Annotated in this window: 15 protein-coding genes; 11 read left to right on the forward strand and 4 right to left on the reverse strand. The window is 50.2% G+C overall.

The window, feature by feature from the left end; translation table 11 throughout:
* Positions 1 to 4: 4 nt before the first annotated feature.
* Complete coding sequence (locus PAEVO_RS22535; protein ID WP_100539769.1) at positions 5 to 1693, forward strand: vWA domain-containing protein; 1689 nt, start codon at positions 5 to 7, stop codon at positions 1691 to 1693.
* A gap of 56 nt (positions 1694 to 1749) precedes the next feature.
* Positions 1750 to 2889, forward strand: a complete 1140-nt coding sequence (locus tag PAEVO_RS22540; protein WP_100539770.1) for a toxic anion resistance protein — start codon at positions 1750 to 1752, stop codon at positions 2887 to 2889.
* Positions 2890 to 2962: 73 nt separating this feature from the next.
* Here the strand turns inward: PAEVO_RS22540 and PAEVO_RS22545 are convergent, their stop codons facing one another.
* Positions 2963 to 3586, reverse strand: coding sequence for a TetR/AcrR family transcriptional regulator (locus PAEVO_RS22545; protein WP_100539771.1), 624 nt, complete (start codon positions 3584 to 3586; stop codon positions 2963 to 2965).
* A gap of 271 nt (positions 3587 to 3857) precedes the next feature.
* Here PAEVO_RS22545 and PAEVO_RS22550 point away from each other — a divergent pair, with 271 nt between their 5' ends.
* From PAEVO_RS22550 to PAEVO_RS22580, 7 genes are all read left to right on the forward strand, one after another.
* A complete protein-coding gene (locus PAEVO_RS22550; protein ID WP_243390902.1) occupies positions 3858 to 4808 on the forward strand; it encodes a phosphotransferase enzyme family protein in 951 nt (316 codons plus the stop codon).
* Between the two features lie 310 nt (positions 4809 to 5118).
* The gene (locus tag PAEVO_RS22555) at positions 5119 to 6717 is read left to right on the forward strand and encodes an ABC transporter substrate-binding protein (protein WP_100539772.1); all 1599 of its coding nucleotides are present in this window, start codon (positions 5119 to 5121) and stop codon (positions 6715 to 6717) included.
* A gap of 99 nt (positions 6718 to 6816) precedes the next feature.
* Complete coding sequence (locus PAEVO_RS22560) at positions 6817 to 7767, forward strand: ABC transporter permease (protein ID WP_100539773.1); 951 nt, start codon at positions 6817 to 6819, stop codon at positions 7765 to 7767.
* Between the two features lie 16 nt (positions 7768 to 7783).
* Positions 7784 to 8689 carry an ABC transporter permease gene (locus PAEVO_RS22565; protein ID WP_100539774.1) on the forward strand — a complete coding sequence of 302 codons (906 nt, stop codon included), beginning with the start codon at positions 7784 to 7786 and terminating at the stop codon, positions 8687 to 8689.
* A 22-nt stretch (positions 8690 to 8711) separates the two neighbouring features.
* Positions 8712 to 9734, forward strand: coding sequence for an ABC transporter ATP-binding protein (locus tag PAEVO_RS22570; RefSeq protein WP_100539775.1), 1023 nt, complete (start codon positions 8712 to 8714; stop codon positions 9732 to 9734).
* Entirely contained in the window at positions 9718 to 10719 is a 1002-nt protein-coding gene (locus PAEVO_RS22575) for an ABC transporter ATP-binding protein (RefSeq protein WP_100539776.1), read from the forward strand. The genes PAEVO_RS22570 and PAEVO_RS22575 overlap by 17 nt, the downstream gene beginning before the upstream one ends.
* A gap of 30 nt (positions 10720 to 10749) precedes the next feature.
* Positions 10750 to 11169, forward strand: a complete 420-nt coding sequence (locus tag PAEVO_RS22580; RefSeq protein ID WP_100539777.1) for an OsmC family protein — start codon at positions 10750 to 10752, stop codon at positions 11167 to 11169.
* Positions 11170 to 11421: 252 nt separating this feature from the next.
* Here PAEVO_RS22580 and PAEVO_RS22585 read toward each other — a convergent pair whose 3' ends face one another.
* Both PAEVO_RS22585 and PAEVO_RS22590 read right to left on the reverse strand, forming a co-directional pair.
* Positions 11422 to 12006, reverse strand: a complete 585-nt coding sequence (locus tag PAEVO_RS22585; RefSeq protein ID WP_100539778.1) for an NAD(P)H oxidoreductase — start codon at positions 12004 to 12006, stop codon at positions 11422 to 11424.
* On the reverse strand, positions 12003 to 13007 hold the full coding sequence (locus PAEVO_RS22590; protein WP_100539779.1) for an SDR family oxidoreductase: 1005 nt from the start codon (positions 13005 to 13007) through the stop codon (positions 12003 to 12005). Before PAEVO_RS22590 ends, PAEVO_RS22585 begins: the two co-directional genes overlap by 4 nt.
* A 178-nt stretch (positions 13008 to 13185) precedes the next feature.
* On the opposite strand from PAEVO_RS22590, the gene PAEVO_RS22595 reads away from it, so the two are divergent.
* Both PAEVO_RS22595 and PAEVO_RS22600 read left to right on the forward strand, forming a co-directional pair.
* A complete protein-coding gene (locus tag PAEVO_RS22595; RefSeq protein ID WP_100539780.1) occupies positions 13186 to 13524 on the forward strand; it encodes a winged helix-turn-helix transcriptional regulator in 339 nt (112 codons plus the stop codon).
* A gap of 363 nt (positions 13525 to 13887) precedes the next feature.
* A complete protein-coding gene (locus PAEVO_RS22600) occupies positions 13888 to 15906 on the forward strand; it encodes a bifunctional diguanylate cyclase/phosphodiesterase (protein ID WP_100539781.1) in 2019 nt (672 codons plus the stop codon).
* Between the two features lie 110 nt (positions 15907 to 16016).
* Here PAEVO_RS22600 and splB read toward each other — a convergent pair whose 3' ends face one another.
* Positions 16017 to 17042 carry a spore photoproduct lyase gene (splB, locus tag PAEVO_RS22605; protein WP_100539782.1) on the reverse strand — a complete coding sequence of 342 codons (1026 nt, stop codon included), beginning with the start codon at positions 17040 to 17042 and terminating at the stop codon, positions 16017 to 16019.
* Positions 17043 to 17274 lie beyond the last annotated feature (232 nt).

A 17274-nucleotide genomic window follows, 5' to 3' on the forward strand; every position in this document is an offset into this window, starting at 1 on the left:
GATTATGCGAAGCAAGGGTAGTGCCTTTGTCGTATTCGTGGCCATTGCAGTGGTCGTGTTTGTTCTAGTGTATGCGGGGATCACGTTAACCTCCAATCTGGGCAAAAGCCAAGCCGAGGTCGATTCGGAAGGCGCGGCTAAGAAAATCAACAAAATCTACAAGGATATCGTGGTCACGACCGCCGACCCCATAAAAGGCCAAGTCGATCTGGACCCGGTGGCCGTAGCCGACTCCCTGCCCGATATATCCAAGTTTCCGATCTCGGTCGAGAATACGACGGACTTGTACGTGGAGATCTTCTCCTCGCCCGAGAAGGCGGGACCGGGCATTGACGGATGGCTGAACGAAGTGGCAGAGGAATTCAACAGCTCCAAGCCGATGGTGAACGGCAAGCCGGTATCCGTGAAGATCCGTAATATCGCTTCGGGAACCGCAACCGATTACATAACATCCGGGAAGTACGTGCCGGACGCTTTTACGCCTTCCAATGAGCTGTGGGGGGAGATGGTCAAGGAATACGGCGTCAAAGCCGAGCTCGTATCCAAGCGCCTGACGGGGAACGTCACCGGCGTCGTCACCCGAAAGGCCAAATACGACGAGCTGGTGGAGAAGTACGGCTCCTTGAACGTCAAAACGCTGACGGATGCGATTGCGAATAATGAATTGGCGATGGGTTACACGGATCCTTTTGCCAGCTCGACGGGGCTTAACTTTCTGATCACGGCCCTTGAAACGTTTGACAGCTCCGATCTGCTTAGCGAAAAAGCGGTGCAGGGCTTCGAGAAATTCCAGGCGAACGTCCCTTTCACGGCTTCGACCACGATCCAGATGCGCGATGCGGCGAAGTCTGGCATGCTGGATGCTTTTGTCCTGGAGTATCAGACCTATGTCAACGCGGCGGATATGAAGAGCGGTTACGTCTTTACCCCATTTGGCGTAAGGCACGACAGCCCCTTGTATGCGCTCGGGAAATTGCCGAAGGAGAAGCTCGACGTCATCAAGAAATTTGCAGATTTTGTAGAGCAGGATAAATATCAGCAATTAGCCGATAAAAAGGGCTTCAACGGTCTAAATGATTACCAATCCGAGCTTGAGGTCGTCGACAGCAGCCTGCTGCCGTCCGCGCAGAAGCTGTGGAAAGAGAAAAAAGACGGCAACAAGCCGGTTGCGGCTGTGTTTGTAGCGGACGTGTCGGGAAGCATGGATGGCGAGCCGTTAAACCGTCTCAAGGAATCGCTGTTAACGGGACAGAAGTATTTGGGCCGGGATAACAGCATCGGCTTTGTATCGTATTCCACGGACGTTACGATCAACCTTCCGATCGGCAAGTACGATTTGAATCAGCAGTCGATGTTTGTCGGAGCGATCAACAGCCTTGAAGCCAGCGGGAATACTGCGACCTTTGACGGCATCGTGGTGGCGATGAAGATGCTCCAAGACGAGATGGCGGCGAATCCTGACGTGAAGCCCCTGATTTTTGTGCTGAGTGACGGAGAGACGAACGTCGGGCATTCCCTCGACGATATTCGAGAACTGATCCAAGCCTACAAAATCCCGGTATACACGATTGGCTATAATGCCGACATCCAGGCGCTCCAGAGCATTTCCAGCATCAATGAAGCTGCGAGCATCAACGCGGATACCGACGATGTCGTCTACAAAATCGGCCAGCTGCTGAATGTGCAGATGTAGCAATTTTTCATACGATGTGAATCTGGTTAACACAGAAATTTGGAGGAGGGGTTATATTGTCATTTACGATGGAAGTCATTAGTCCCGAAGAGATTAAGACGGCGATTGAAGAGCAGGTGAAGCCTGAGCCGGAAGAAGTCACGCAGCTGAAGGAGCTGGCGGCTAACAATGTGCAGGCCATCATGGAGCTCGATATCGAATCGCTCGAGAAGCGAAGACAAGTGCTGCAATCCATTGAAAGCTTTGGGTTCAGCTCGATGAGATCCTCCTCGGAGAAGAATGCGCTCCTGCAGGTTCAGGTGGGGAGATTATCGAAAACCGGGGACGAAGGCGGTCAAGTGGCCAAAGGGTTAACGGAGCTGCAGCTGCAGCTGAAGGATCTGGACCCAAGCGTCGTGGATTTTGCAAAGAGTGGGCTGCTGGGCATGGTGTTTAACCCGCTGCGCCGATATTTTGCCAAGTTTCAAAAGGCCGATGCCGTCATTTCGGATATCATTATTTCCCTGGATAAAGGAAAAACCGTATTAAAGAACGACAACACCACGCTGGAGATTGAACAGCAAACCCTCCGCGAGCTCACCAAAAAGCTGCAAAAGGAAATTCAGCTGGGCATGCTCATGGACGCAGAGATCGAGTCTCAGGTCGAGGCGGCTAAAATACGGCAGGAGTCGGAGGATAAAATCCGGTTTATCACCGAGGAGGTGCTGTTTCCGCTGCGCCAGCGCGTGATGGACCTGCAGCAGATGCTGGTCGTGAACCAGCAGGGAATCATGGCCATTGAAGTGGTCATTCGGAACAACAAAGAATTAATTCGCGGCGTGGATCGAGCGAGAAACGTAACGGTAACGGCGCTGAAAATCTCGGTCACGGTGGCTAGTGCCCTGTACAACCAGAAGATTGTCTTGAAGAAAATCGAGCTGCTGAACGAAACCACGAACAACCTGATCAGCGCTACCTCCAAAATGCTGAAGGATCAAGGTGCGGCGATCCACAAGCAGTCGCTGGAAACGAGCATCTCCGTCGATACCTTGAAGCAAGCGTTCACGGATGTGCTGTCGGCGCTCGATTCCATCAGCACATACAAGCAGGAGGCTCTCCCGCGGATGCGTGAGACGATCCATCAGTTCAGTGAGCTGGCGGTCACGGGTGAGCAGCAGATCCAGCGCTTGGAGCGGGGGCAGAAGCTGGGCTTATAGGGGAAGCCAGGGATATCATCAAAAAAAGAGTGTGCAGTCGTGATGCTGCGCACTCTTTTTACTTAGTCCGAGCCTAGGCTCGCAAATAGTTGAGCAGAATGTGCTTGAGAATCGCCAGCTGCTTCTCCGGCGCGAGGTCCGGCTCGACCACTAGGATGTTTTTCTGGAGGGACAGCTTTCTGGCAAAAATGCCGAATGTATTCACGATGGTGGTCAGCGTCTCGGAAATCGGAAGATCGGCTTGAACCGATCCGTCTTCAATGCCTTGTTCCACAATCGTTGAGAATACCTGGGATATGTCCCGGTAGACGGCGTTAAACAGCTCGATGTCCTCCAGAGGCTCCGTGAACTGGGCGGCATAACTCTCGAAGTTCTCAAGCAGCTTGACGTTCGAGCTCGTCTGCTGCTCCAGCAGGGAAATGAAGTGGTCGAACAGCAGCTCCAGCTTCTCCATGCAGGAAATCGGCCGTTCCGCGATGGAACGGAAGGTTTCGAGAACGGCCTCCAGCTTTTTCGTAGCAACGGCAACGACGAGTTTCTCCTTACGCGGAAAAAACCGGAAAATGGTGGCTATGCCCATGTTGGCCTCGGTGGCGACATCCTGCATGGTGGCTGTTTCAATGCCTTTATGTGTAAATACGTACTCTGCTGCTTCGATGATGAGTTGCGTTCGGGCATTTCGGGTTTCGGGATTCATAATCGAGCCTTCTTTCAAACATGACGATTTTATTTTATCCGTATTATATCCTCCCACCCTTTTGACGACAACAAAAGTGTATACATCGGCGGAAACAGCGGCCCGCACAAGGACCGCTTATAAATCGATAACCGTTGTAACGTAAAAACAGGAGAAGAGCCGTAGTTTTCCTCCCTTATTATAGTGGTTAAATGCAGGAGCCGGCTATCCAATGCAGAAATCAATGATCAGTGAAACGTTTGATCATCCGTATTGAAGGGAGGCGCTGCAATTGGAACAACGGAACGAACTTATGGCCGTCGCTGCAAGCAAGTTCGGACTCTTGGAGAAGGATAAGGTACAGACGCATGTTTCCGAACACAGCCTTATCCGTTCTTATCAACTTGGTGCCAAGATCGTTTATGTGCGCATAACGGATGAGTCCCACAAACCGTATGTGAAAATTGAGGGCGAGGTGCAGTGGGTCGAGTTTCTCGGAAGTAAGGGAGTCTGCGTTTCGAGGCCGCTCCATTCGGCGGCCGGAAACCTTGCGGAGCGAATCCGGATGGAGGACCGTGAATATACGGCAGTTTGTTACGAGGAGGCCAAGGGGCGTCCGGTCGGAGAGAACGATGCCGATGAGCGCTTATACAGGCGAATGGGCCAATTCATGGGCTGCATGCATCGCATCACCAAAGGGTATACCCATCTGGATCCCGTTACAAAACGGCCTGATTGGTCGGATGAGGCGGAGAAAGTTCGGCATATCGATTTGCCGCTAACCGAGAAAGGGATCACCCGTCGTTATGAGGCATTGCTCCATTATATATCGGAGCTTCCGATTGCTGTGGACGCTTATGGGCTGATCCATGCGGATTTTCATTACGGCAATTTTTTTGTCTATGAGGATTCGTTATGCTTGATTGATTTTGATGCCAGCCGATATTCATGGTTCATCGATGATATTGCGGTCGCCGCGTTTTTCTCGGGTTTAACCGAAGGGACGGATGTGGAGCCGGGTCCGTTTCTGACCCCGTTTCTGGAGGGATACCGTCTGGAGCATCATCTGGAGGAACAGTGGTTTCGAGAAATCCCGTATTTCATGAAGCTGCGAGAAATGGGGCGTTATATGAAGCTATTCCATGCCTGTGGAGGGAAGCTCGATAAACTCCATCCGTGGGGGCAATGGTATATGAGGGGACGCAAGGAAAAGATTTTGCGAAGTTTCCCAGCAATTGAATAAACGGAAAGCCTTGGTTCATGTCGAAACCAGGGCTTTTTTTAGTTAACGAAGGGGTCTGCCGCAGCGTATTCAGCCGAAGAAGAAGGTCGCCTAAACCAAGGATGAAATCATGAATTACTCGAAATAGGAAATTAATTCAAGCACGATCAATTATTGCATTGACAGCAAATAGCGAATCTATTAGTATGTGCATAACTTATTAAACCTACCAGATAACTTAGATTTTAGGGGTGCGTTCGTTTCACAAGTTTTTGACAGAGCATGATGCATACATTTCATATGCATATGTCTACTACATGGGGGGATTACAATGAAAGCCAGAAAGTTAGGTTTACTCTTATCGTCAATCGTGCTGATGATGTTGATCGCGGCATGCGGCAATGGTTCCGACCAGGCGGCAGAGAGCGCAGCCGAAGACAAAGGAAGTGAGAAGCAAGCCGAACAACAAGAGTACAAAGACGAGCTGAACATTGCACTTACGGCACAGCCGCCTACGTTGGATACGGCCTTGACGGTATCGGCGGTCGCGCTGGATACGGCAGGCAACATCTTCGAACAGCTCTACACGCTGAATGCAAACTATGAGCCCGTACCGGCTCTGGCAGAGTCGGTCGAACGAAGTGAGGATGGTTTAACGTATACGTTCGCCCTTCGCCAAGGCGTGAAGTTTCACAACGGGAAAGAGATGACGTCCGAGGATGTTGTAGCCTCGATGAACCGCTGGCTGGTGACTTCGTCCCGTGCGAAGGTGCTGCTGACGAATGCTAAATTTGAGGCCGTCGATACGTATACCGTGAAGCTGACTGTAGAGGCGCCTACATCCGACGTGTTGATTCTTATTGCATCGCAAGCGCAGTTCCCTTCCATCATGCCGAAAGAGATTGTAGACGCAGCGCCGGCTGACGGAATCAAGGAGTACATCGGTACAGGACCTTATAAATTCCAGGAATGGAAGCAGGATCAGTACATACACTTGGTGCGTAATGAAGATTATCATCAGGTGGCGGATACGGAGCCAAGCGGATTTGACGGGCGAAAAGAAGCTCCTACCCAGAATCTGTACTTTCATTTTGTCACCGACCACTCCACGCGCATTGCTGGCGTGAAGACCGGACAGTACGATGTGGCGGACAGCATTCCGATCGAAAGCTATGATGAGCTTGCCGCCGACAACAATATCAATTTGCTCTCGTTCCCTGGCGGTGCCCTGACGGCATTTTTCAATACCAGCGAAGGATTGTTAAAGGACGTTAAGATTCGACAGGCCATTCTCGCCGCGTTTAATAATGAGGAGATCATGTTGGCGAGCTTCGCCAAGCCGGATTTATACTCCCTGGCACCGGGTTACCTGAATACGAACCAGGTCCAATGGTCAACCGATGCCGGAGCGGAGTATTACAACCAGTCCAACCCGGAGAAGGCCAAGCAGCTGCTGCAAGAGGCCGGTTATAACGGCGAAGAAATCACGCTGCTGACGACCAAGGACTACAATGAGATGTACACCGCGACATTGGTCATTCAGGAGCAGCTTCGTCAGATCGGCATGAACGTAAAAGTGGAGAACTTCGATTTCCCGACATTCCTGGAAACGAAGAACGACCGCTCCAAGTGGGACATATTTGTTGCCAGTACGGGTTACCAGATTACGCCGCCGCAGCTGCTGGCCGTCAATCCGGATTGGGCCGGTCTTGATAATGACACGGTCAAGCAGGCACTGATTGATATTCGCGGCGCAGCTACGCCGGAAGCCGCCAAGCAGGAATGGGAGAAGCTGCAGGGCTTCCTGTACGAATTTGCTTCCTCCACCGTGATCGGCCATTATAATGGCGTCGTCGCCACAACGAAGAAGCTTGAAGGCTTCGAGTTGTTCGAAGCACCGGTGGTTTGGAATGCCAAAGTAGCGAAGTAAGCGTATATGGAGGGTGTTACAAGTTACCGGAGTAACTTCGATAACACCTTCCTTTTTTGAAATTGGATTCATAGACCATGTACAAATGAGGGGTTTGCCGTGCTGGCTTATATTACGAAAAGACTTTTGTCGTTGATTCCTGTACTGGCCGTTGTCACCATCGCTATTTTTCTGATCATCCACATTACGCCAGGGGATCCGGCGGCGGCCATATTGGGCATGGAGGCGTCACAGGAGGAAATACAGCAGCTGAATCAGGACCTGGGATTGGACCGCCCCATACTCGAACAATATACGAGCTGGGTAGCCAACGTGTTCAAGGGGGATCTTGGGGATTCGATCTTCATGAATCAGCCGGTCAGCGAAGCGATTGCGGAGCATGTAACCCCCACGCTATCGCTGGCCATTCTGGCACAGGTTATCGCAATTATACTGGCGATTCCCTTCGGGATTATCGCTGCTTACAAGCGAGGGTCCATCGCAGATTATACGCTGATGGGGATATCCTTGCTGGGCATGGCTTTACCAAGTTTTTTGCTGGGATTGTTCCTTATGCTGTTTGTTGGCGTCAAGCTGCAGTGGCTGCCAGTGGCTGGATATGAACCGCTGAGCAGCGGGCTCTGGGAACATATGAAGTATCTGATTCTTCCCGGCATTTCCCTCGGGACCATACAGGCAGCCCTGATTACGCGGATGACCCGTTCGTCCATGCTGGAAGTGCTGAATTTGAATTTCATCAAGACAGCCAGATCCAAAGGCTTGCATGAAATGAAGGTGCTGTTCAAACATGCGTTTCGGAGCGCGTTTCTGCCCATTCTGACCGTCATTGGACAAACGTTTGGCACGTTGGTGACAGGGGCTGTAGTCGTGGAGGCGATATTCAATATTCCCGGATTGGGTCAATTGATCTTGAATTCCATTGCCAGAAGGGACTTCGCGGTGATCCAAGGCGTGGTGCTTGTCGTTACGCTTATGTACGTCACCATCAACTTAATCATCGACTTGCTTTATGGAGCGGTTGATCCGCGTGTTCGTTTGGAACGCAAATAAAAGAGGTGTGATTGGATTGGCAACTGTTCAGGAAAAAGAATACGTCGCTCAAGTCAGTAAAAAGCTGAAAAAAGAGCAGCGTGCACTAGGATATCGCCGACTGAGGTCGAACTATGGGCTTTTGATCGGAGCGACCATCTTTGTTTTGTTGGTGATTCTGGCGCTGATCGGACCGCTCTTCACCAACTACGGTCCGTATGACATGAAGGTTGTGGAACGTTTAATGCCGCCAGGGGCCGAGCATTGGCTGGGTACCGACGAATTCGGACGGGATTTGTTAACCAGGCTTCTCTACGGCGCCAGGGTATCGATTAGCGTAGGACTGGCGGTTGCGCTGCTGTCCTCCGCTCTGGGGCTCGTGATCGGCGTCTATGCCACGTACTACAAAACATTGGATCATATTCTCATGCGCATCTGTGACGGATTGATTGCGATTCCGGGCATCTTGTTAGCTATTGCCTTGATGGCTGCGCTCGGCGCATCCGCCATCAATGTCATCACGGCGCTAACTATCGTGTTCACGCCGAATATCGCCCGGGTCGTTCGCTCGGCCGCGCTGGTGGTACGCGAGCAAACCTACATCGAAGCGATGCATGTCCAGGGGGCAAGCTCCACGCGCATCATATGGCAGCACATCGTGCCCAATACGCTATCTCCGCTATTGGTGCAGGCTACCTTCGTATTTGCCGAAGCCATTATTTCCGAGGCCGCGCTAAGCTTTCTCGGAGCGGGCATTCCTGCGCCTGAAGCCAGCTGGGGGAATATTCTGCAGGCGAGCAAGCTTGTTATTTACAAGGCATGGTGGATGGTTGTATTTCCAGGAGCAACGCTTGTTCTGTCTGTCCTGAGCTTAAATTTGCTGGGCGACGGGCTGCGTGATTTGCTGGATCCCCGCGTGAAGCAAAAGTTGAGAAAGTCATGAATATAAAGCTGGAGGTACTTTCATGAATAACGAGCCTCTATTGGAAGTGAACAATCTAAAAACGCATTTTCATACCGAGCGGGGGAAAGTGACGGCCGTCAACGGAGTCAGTTTTTCCATGAATAAAGGCGACATCATCGGCATTGTCGGGGAATCCGGCAGCGGAAAAAGCGTAATGTCCCAATCGATCATGAGGCTGCTGGACCATACGGATGCGATCGAGTACGAGGGAGAGATTCTGTTTGAGAAGCAGAACCTGCTGTCTCTCCCGCATTCTAAATTGCGGGCGGTCCGGGGCGACAAAATCTCCATGGTTTTTCAGGACCCGCTTACCTCCCTAAGTCCCGTATATACGATTGGCAATCAAATCGGTGAAGCTATACGCCTCCATCAGAAGAAGTCCAAGAAAGAGGCCCGTCAGCAAGCCATTGAGATTCTGCGGATGACGGGTATTCCATCTCCGGAAGTGAGAGTGGATGAATATCCTCATCAACTGTCGGGAGGAATGCAGCAGCGTGCCATGATTGCCATGGCGCTTTCCTGTGAGCCCAACCTTTTGATAGCGGATGAACCGACAACCGCGCTCGACGTAACGATTCAAGCGCAGATTCTGGAGCTCATTGCAGACTTGAACCGCAAAATGGGCATGGGCGTGCTGTTCATAACGCATGATCTGGGTGTCGTATCGGAAATTTGTACGGGTGTGAAGGTGATGTACTTAGGACAAATCGTGGAGGAAGCCCCTACGGAGCGCTTGTTTCACACGCCGCTGCATCCCTATACGCAGGGACTGATTCAATCGATCCCCAAGCTGGAAGGGGACAGGAGGGATCCGCTTCATGTCATTGAGGGAACGGTGCCCTCACTCACGGATATTCCTCAGGGCTGCGGCTTTTCTACACGATGTCCCTATGCCGATGAGTTATGCCGTACCTCGGAGCCGCCGATGCGAATGGCCCTTACAGACCATCGAGTGAAGTGCTGGCATTACGAGGCTATATCCGAGCAGGAAGGGAGGGAGACAACCGTTGGAACAAGCATCTGAACATTCGATTTTAAAAGTAAGCTCCCTTCACAAGCAGTTTCCGGTGTACGGATCTTTCGGTAAGTTATGGGGCGCCAAGGGATATGTGAAAGCCGTAACGGATGTTTCCTTTCAATTAAGAGAGGGAGAAACGTACGGTCTTGTTGGAGAATCTGGTTCCGGTAAAACCACCACGGGGCGTACCATCTTAGGATTAACCCCGGCAAGCCAAGGTCAGGTACTATACCGGGACCGGGATTTGGCTGCGATGTCGAGGGAGGAAATGCGGAACTTTCGCAGGGACGTACAGCTTGTTTTTCAAGATCCGTTCTCATCACTCAACCCGAGGAAGAGAATCGGCCGGATTCTGGAGGAACCCCTGATTATTCATAAAATGGGTGACAAGGCAGAGCGTCAGGAAAAAGTCTTTCACATCTTGAAAACCGTGGGCCTGCAGCCGGAGCATTATTTCCGTTTTCCCCATGAATTCTCAGGTGGTCAACGCCAGCGTTTAGGCTTGGCGCGCGCGCTAATTATGAATCCGAAGATTATCGTATGCGACGAGCCGGTCTCGGCACTGGATGTCTCCATTCAGTCGCAGATTTTGAATATGCTCAAGCATCTGCAGCGGGAATTGAAATTAACGCTATTATTTATTACGCATGATATCAGCGTGGTTCGTTATATTTCCGATCGGATCGGCATTATGTATCTCGGAAAAATAATGGAGGAGGCTTTGACGGACGATTTGTTCCATGAGCCATTGCATCCCTATACGAAGGCACTGTTCTCGGCGGTACCTGACTTTACCCGCAGCCGATTAAAGGAACGGATCATGTTGCGGGGGGAAATCCCGTCCCCCTTATCGCCGCCAAGCGGTTGTGTTTTTCATACGCGCTGTCCCTATGCAACGGATGTATGCAAGGCAGAAGTTCCGGCTTTAAGAGAAGTTCGGCTGAGCCAGAAGGTAGCTTGTCATTTGGTTGATGAGAGCCGTTCATCCTGAAACGAAGACTAAAAGAAAAGAGGCTAGAACATGACAACGTTAAAAATCATAGAGGGCCAGGATCAAATATTCAATGAAGCTGGGTTTCAGATCGCAGGAAACCATGGCCCGAATCTGGAGGGCGGCCTGTCTCCGAGAGAGCTGCTGGAAGCGTCCCTGGCGCTGTGCGTATCCATCTCGCTCCAGAAAATAATGGCTTACGACGGCGTGGATTACGATAAGTCTTCCATTCGTATCGAAGTGTCATCGGTAAAGGCAGAGGATAAAAGCAATAAGTTCTCGCATTTCAACGTCCATGTCACACTGCCGCCAACCCTGGAGGCAGCGTACAAGGAGAAGCTGAAATCTGTTGTAGAACGCGCCTGCACGATCGGCAATACGCTGAAGAGCGAGGCCGTTGTTGAACTGATCGAAGTGAATGGACCCGTCGAAACGAGCAGCAATGCGTAATGGATAAGCTTCTGTGTTAATCTTTCAAGCCAATCCCACAACAGCCTTAGTCCAGGATTCATAAGCGGACTAAGGCTGTTGTGTTCTTCAGGGACCGTGAATGCACTATTATGTGTACATGCTGCATCTATTTTCACCGTATGCCGTATGGCGTTTAGTTACGCCTTTGGCATCGGGGAATACCTTCCGGTCTCCATCATCAGATTCGAGGGTGATGTAGTAATACGTTCGGGATGAATTGCCCAGAATGCATCATGCACCAGAATCCGCATAATGCAATCCCAGCTGATAAGCTCGTTCGAGCAAACTCTCCATATGCTCCGGTCTGCCTTCTAACGTATCATAGAAGAATTCCACACGGGAATTTTTGATTCCGGAGTAGTCGGCCATCCCGATATTGAGGGAAAGGGATAACATCTGATCATAGCCCCGCTTGGCAAAATGGTCTTCCGAAGCTCCCGCGAGCGCCAGCCATAACACCTGTTGGTGATGAAGCTTTGATCCGCCGCCGTAAGCAAAGCCATGATTCCAGACACGATCGATATACCCTTTCAGCATGGCCGGGATTCCGTACCACCACACCGGGAAGATATAGGCCAGCGCGTCGTACTCCTTCATTCGTGCGATTTCGGCCTCAACCTCAGGAGAATACCGTTTGTTAGGATCAGACCAATCGGGTTCGTCTGCCTCCCACAGGACTGGATTGAAACCGATGCGGTGAAGATCCAGAATTCCCGCTTCATGCCCGGAGTCCCGAAGCCCCTGTATAAACTTTTCGGTAACTGCAAAAGTAAAGGAATTTTCGCGTGGATGCGTAACAACCGTTAATACCTTCATGAAGGTTCACCGTCTCTTTCTTCTCTTCGAATTTGAATGCCGAATTGTTCAATACGTTTCATTGCAGTTTCAAGAGGAACCAACGTTTCCGGTAGATAGAAGCCTCCGGAAGCAGGAGGTGAGCCGTCCCAGCCCAGAATTCGCTCAATGGAAAGGAGAATCCCGAGGGCCGTAAAATGCGCCTGTCCTTTCGGATCGGTCAACGCGATTCTCCGTTTCGTGGAACGGCCGTCAAGAAGAACACCTTCAAGATCAATGTAGAGGTCTTGGGAGGCCTTGCCTCCAGCCCGTGTTCCTATAGAGTCATGAATGGCGAAGTCGAATCGAATATTAGGCGCTCTCGTAACAGCAGCGAGGCTTGGAACATCCAACAGGCTCATGGGATGACCTTCTACCCGGGAACCGTTTGAAAGAATTATGCTTCTCGGATACTTCGCTGCTTCAACCCATTTCCATATCCCGTTTTCCCGGAGGAGAGCACGGCTGATAAACCCTTCGGTTTCCTCGAGCGTCATAGGCCCCATCGGATCGCGTTCATCATAGTGACCAGTCAAACCGATCGATTGGATGCTTCGGAAAGACTTCGCCTCCTGATACGCAACCAAGGTCAGGATCCCCGCTTGCGAATGCCCCAAAGGCACAATCGGCGCTTGAGGGGGATGGTTTTGCATGGCGAATAGAATCGGCGTCAGTTCGTCGGCAAGCTTCGTAATCCCGATATGTGCAGTTCCTTTTGCAAGGGCCTCTTGAATGAGGAGGTCGGCCGGATCCTGAATGGTAGAAACGATAAGGTCGACTGGATCCAGCTCCGCTGGAGACCGACCCTGGCGGATATCTAAAAAAGCGGTACGGGCGTTCCCCAGCTCTTGCACTAATAAGCTCCCCTTCTCGGGATGCCTTCCGGCGAGTATAATCTCGGCATCTTGATTGATCTTTCGGATATGCCGGGCAACGGCACTTCCGATTACGCCATAACCTCCGGCAATGTAAATACGCTGCATGCCATTTCACCTCCAATTTCCATACTGAAGTACTGGTATAAGGGGATTATGTAACATATAATGACGGAAAGGAAGTACGCACTTAATTGTTCTATAGGTACCTAAAAGTATCATTAGTACCCCAAAGTGCCTGTTATCAGTCCGATGCCACTTCCGTTCGAAAAGGAGAGAAGTTCTTATGAATGGGGAGCGACAATACAATATTCCGTCTGAGGCGACCATGGATGTCATCGGCGGCAAGTGGAAGGTCATTGTGCTGTGCCACTTAAGTTATGGCCCCAAGCGAACGAGTGAAATAAAGAAGCAGATGCCGGATATTACGCAGAAAATGTTAACGCAGACGCTGCGGGAGCTGGAGGAGGATGGGATTATCACGCGAACGGTCTTTAATCAAGTGCCGCCTAAGGTCGTCTACGAGCTGAGTGAATTGGGCGTTTCACTACAACCGATCCTTGATCAAATCTGTGAATGGGGCGAGAAGTACTTGAATGGAAAATCGAAGGTCATTACACCTTGAGGACAGACAAAATAAAAGCTGCTGACCTAATAAGGGTCCGTAGCTTTTTATTTTTAAAATTGTCGCTCCATATTTTCCATAGGATAGAGGAATAGCCCCGAACTCCGTAGAATAATTAGTTCTTTAGACTCATTAAAATCCGGGCGCATTCGCACCTTTCTTTGTTTGTCGAGAAATTGAATAGTTACTATAGATATAATATGGAGAAGTGCAGGACTAGGGTGGCCGTGAAAATAAGGATTGCCTTTTCCTGGCATGCACAGGGGCGAGTCACCGTGAATTAATAGAAACGTTATCCGCTAGGAAACGTATGATCTTCATAGGACTTAAGAATTACTCACAAAAGGGGTGTGCACAGCTCAGATGGACGGCAATTATAACTATTATATTGTTGGGCTTTCAATTGCGATTGCGATACTTGCTTCATACTCGGCTTTAAATATTACATCCAAAATTTCGGAGGCGAACGGCAAATCCAAGTTTTTTTGGCTATTCGGCGGCGCTATGGTCATGGGAAGCGGCGTTTGGTCCATGCATTTTGTCGGCATGCTGGCCATGCACATGAATATGAATGTGAGGTACGATGTCTTTCTGACCATCATGTCGATGTTAGCCAGCGTGGTTTCCTCCTTCATCGCGTTTTATATTACGATGCCCAAAAATATTAACTGGTCCAAAATCGCCATTGGCGGTTTCATTATGGGAAGCGGCATTGTCATCATGCATTACATGGGAATGGAAGCCATGGTCATACATGCTGAGATCAGTTATGATCCCGGCCTTTGGGTACTGTCCGCCATCATAGCATTGGTAGCTTCCTATGCGGCTTTATTATTGTTTCTCCGCTTTCGGAATCATCCCAAGTCCAGCTTTCTCAAGTGGGGCTCGGCGGTTGTCATGGGATTTGCCGTATGCGGGATGCATTATACCGGCATGAAAGCTGCACGGTTTGAGGCTCATGCCGGTATGATCACGCAGCAGCCGCAGTCTGTCGATTTTCTGCTTCTGTATGGTGTGACGGTCACGATTTTTGTCATCCTGCTGATTTCCTGGGGGGCGATGTTCTTTGACCGGCATGTGCTGGAAAAGCTGGCCTATCAGGATACCATCACGGGATTGCCTAACCGCAATGAAATGAACCGATTCTTTGAGACGAATGCCGAGACGGAGAAAATTACGATCCTGTTTCTGGATTTGGACCAATTTAAGGCGATCAACGATACGCTGGGTCATAATGTTGGGGATATGCTGGTCCAGGAAGTGGGTAAGCGACTGCGTCAATTCATTGGAAGCGGCCAGCAGGTATTCCGGATCGGCGGGGACGAATTTCTGATTATTTTAAAGCGAAGCGACCCCAATTATGCCCAGCGCTTAGCAGACGATATACTCCAAAAAATAAAAAACGTCTACCATATCGACGGTAACGAGCTGTATGTGACGGCAAGCATCGGAATCAGCATCGGTTCTGTCCATAGCTCTGACCGTACGACGCTGCTGAAGAATGCGGACACCGCCATGTATAAAGCGAAGGGGCTGGGCAAGAATCAGCAATGCCTCTATGACGAGGAGATGGGTCTTCAAGAGGTTCGTAAAATGGAATTGGAGAAGGACCTGCAGCGAGCGCTTGAATTGAAGGAATTCTTCATTGCATATCAGCCGAAATGGAATGTGCAGAGCGATCGCTTGGTCGGATTTGAGGCGCTGCTCCGCTGGAAGCATCCCCGATTAGGCGTGGTATCCCCGCTTGAATTCATACCGATTGCGGAAGAGACGGGGCTGATTATACCGATGACCCGATGGACGCTTGAGGAAGCATGCAAACAGTGCAAGGTGTGGCAGGAGAGAGGAATCGTCCAGCCCGTCTCGGTGAATTTATCGATTCGTTTATTTCATGGCGACAATCTGCTGGAGCTTATTCAAAACGTGCTGGACAAGGCGAATCTGGAACCTCGCTTGTTAGAGCTGGAGATAGCAGAGTCCATGGTGCTGCACGATGTGAATGATATTATCCGCCAGCTTGGGAATATCAGGTCCTTGGGGGTCAAGGTCTCCATGGATGATTTCGGAACCGGTTATTCCTCGATTGGGCTCCTCGACCGGATTCCGATTGATGCTTTAAAGCTGGACCGCCAGTTCACCAATGATTTGGACACGCCCAGCAAACGCGCCATCGTCAACGCCATCGTTCTTATGGCAGAGAATTTGAATTTGGATGTCATTGCGGAAGGTGTAGAGAACAAGGAGCATATCGACTTTTTGACCGGACTTGGCTGCCATGTCATGCAGGGTTATTATTACGGAAAGCCGATGGATATCAATGAGATTAAGGTCTGGATGTACGACCAAGAACACAAGAACGAAGAGATCGTGACCCTTCGATGAAAAGTAGAAGGAATAGATACAGATCATACGAATAACGGGCACCCTGAGGTGTCCGTTATGTTGTGATTGGAGACATATAATAACCGCCTGGGCCCCTCAAGTCTCTGCAATTAAACAAAATAGGCAATTTTCGCACGAGGGAAATATTCTTGGATCCCCTTCTCGAACAACTGCTGGAATTCCTCGACGGTTTCGGCCTTATAGACATATTTAAACTTTCCGTACCTTCCCCATTTTAACTGCCGATCTTCCTCGTCCATATTCAGTTTGGTTTTGGGGTAACGCTTTAATATGGTGTTTTTGGCCGTTTTGGTAAAGCGGTGTTGAATGAGCTCGAACGTCAGATCCTCTACCTCCACATGGCTTAATCGCTCATGAAGCTTCTCTAACAAATGCCAGTATCCCTCTTGCCATCCGTCATATTTGACGATCGGGGCAATGACGAAACCTAACGGATATCCGGCTTCGGCAATTTTGCCCGCGGCTTCAATCCGTTCTTCGAAGGAAGAGGTGCCCGGCTCGAAATAACGGATGACATAATCGGAATTGATGGAGAAGCGGACCCTGGTATGGCCGCCGTGATCGATATTCAGAAGGGAATCGATGTTGGCGAACTTCGTCACGAATCGCAGTCGGCCATATTCCTGCTTGGCCATAAATTCAATGTAATAGGCAAGTGCTCCGGTCAAATGCTCAAGCGATACGGGATCCCCCGTGCAAGCAGCTTCGAAACGCGTAATCTCCGGGGCCCGATCCGCGATATAGGCCTTTGCTTTATCCAGGATTTGATCCAGGTTCACGTAAATCCGCACATAGGGTTTCGAGCTCATCGTCGTTTGCAGGTAGCAGTAATGACAATGTCCCGCACATCCTGTGGTTAGCGGGATGGCATATTCCGCTGACGGCTTGGAGGTATCGAAGTCCAATGTTTTCCTGATCCCGACAACCAGCGTTCTCTTGGCGTTGCGGTATTTTTCAGTTTCCGATTCTCCTGGAATGCCGGTCACCCTATTATGAGAGGTCGTCATTTTAATGGGGGTACCTAATTCTTCAAACCATGCATACAGCTTCTTTCCAAGCGGATACTCCAACGCGTCCGGCTCAAAAAAGACCAGTTCCGGGTCAAAACGCTCCAAATAATCTCCCTCCCCGCTAAATAAAGAATATGATGTATAGGATTGGCAACCGTCGTGATGATCATGCATAGTTCAAGTTATCCAAAGGGGAAACGGATAAGCAGGGTTAAACATGATTATGAAAGCCCTTTCCGGATTCTATGATATACTACGACATAACAGGCATACCATTTATAACAACCTATATTTTCCTGTATGATTTCCCATACTTTTCATATGCAAAGGAGATTTC

Source organism: Paenibacillus sp. GM2FR (assembly GCF_002803325.1).
GTDB lineage: Bacteria > Bacillota > Bacilli > Paenibacillales > Paenibacillaceae > Paenibacillus_AQ > Paenibacillus_AQ lautus.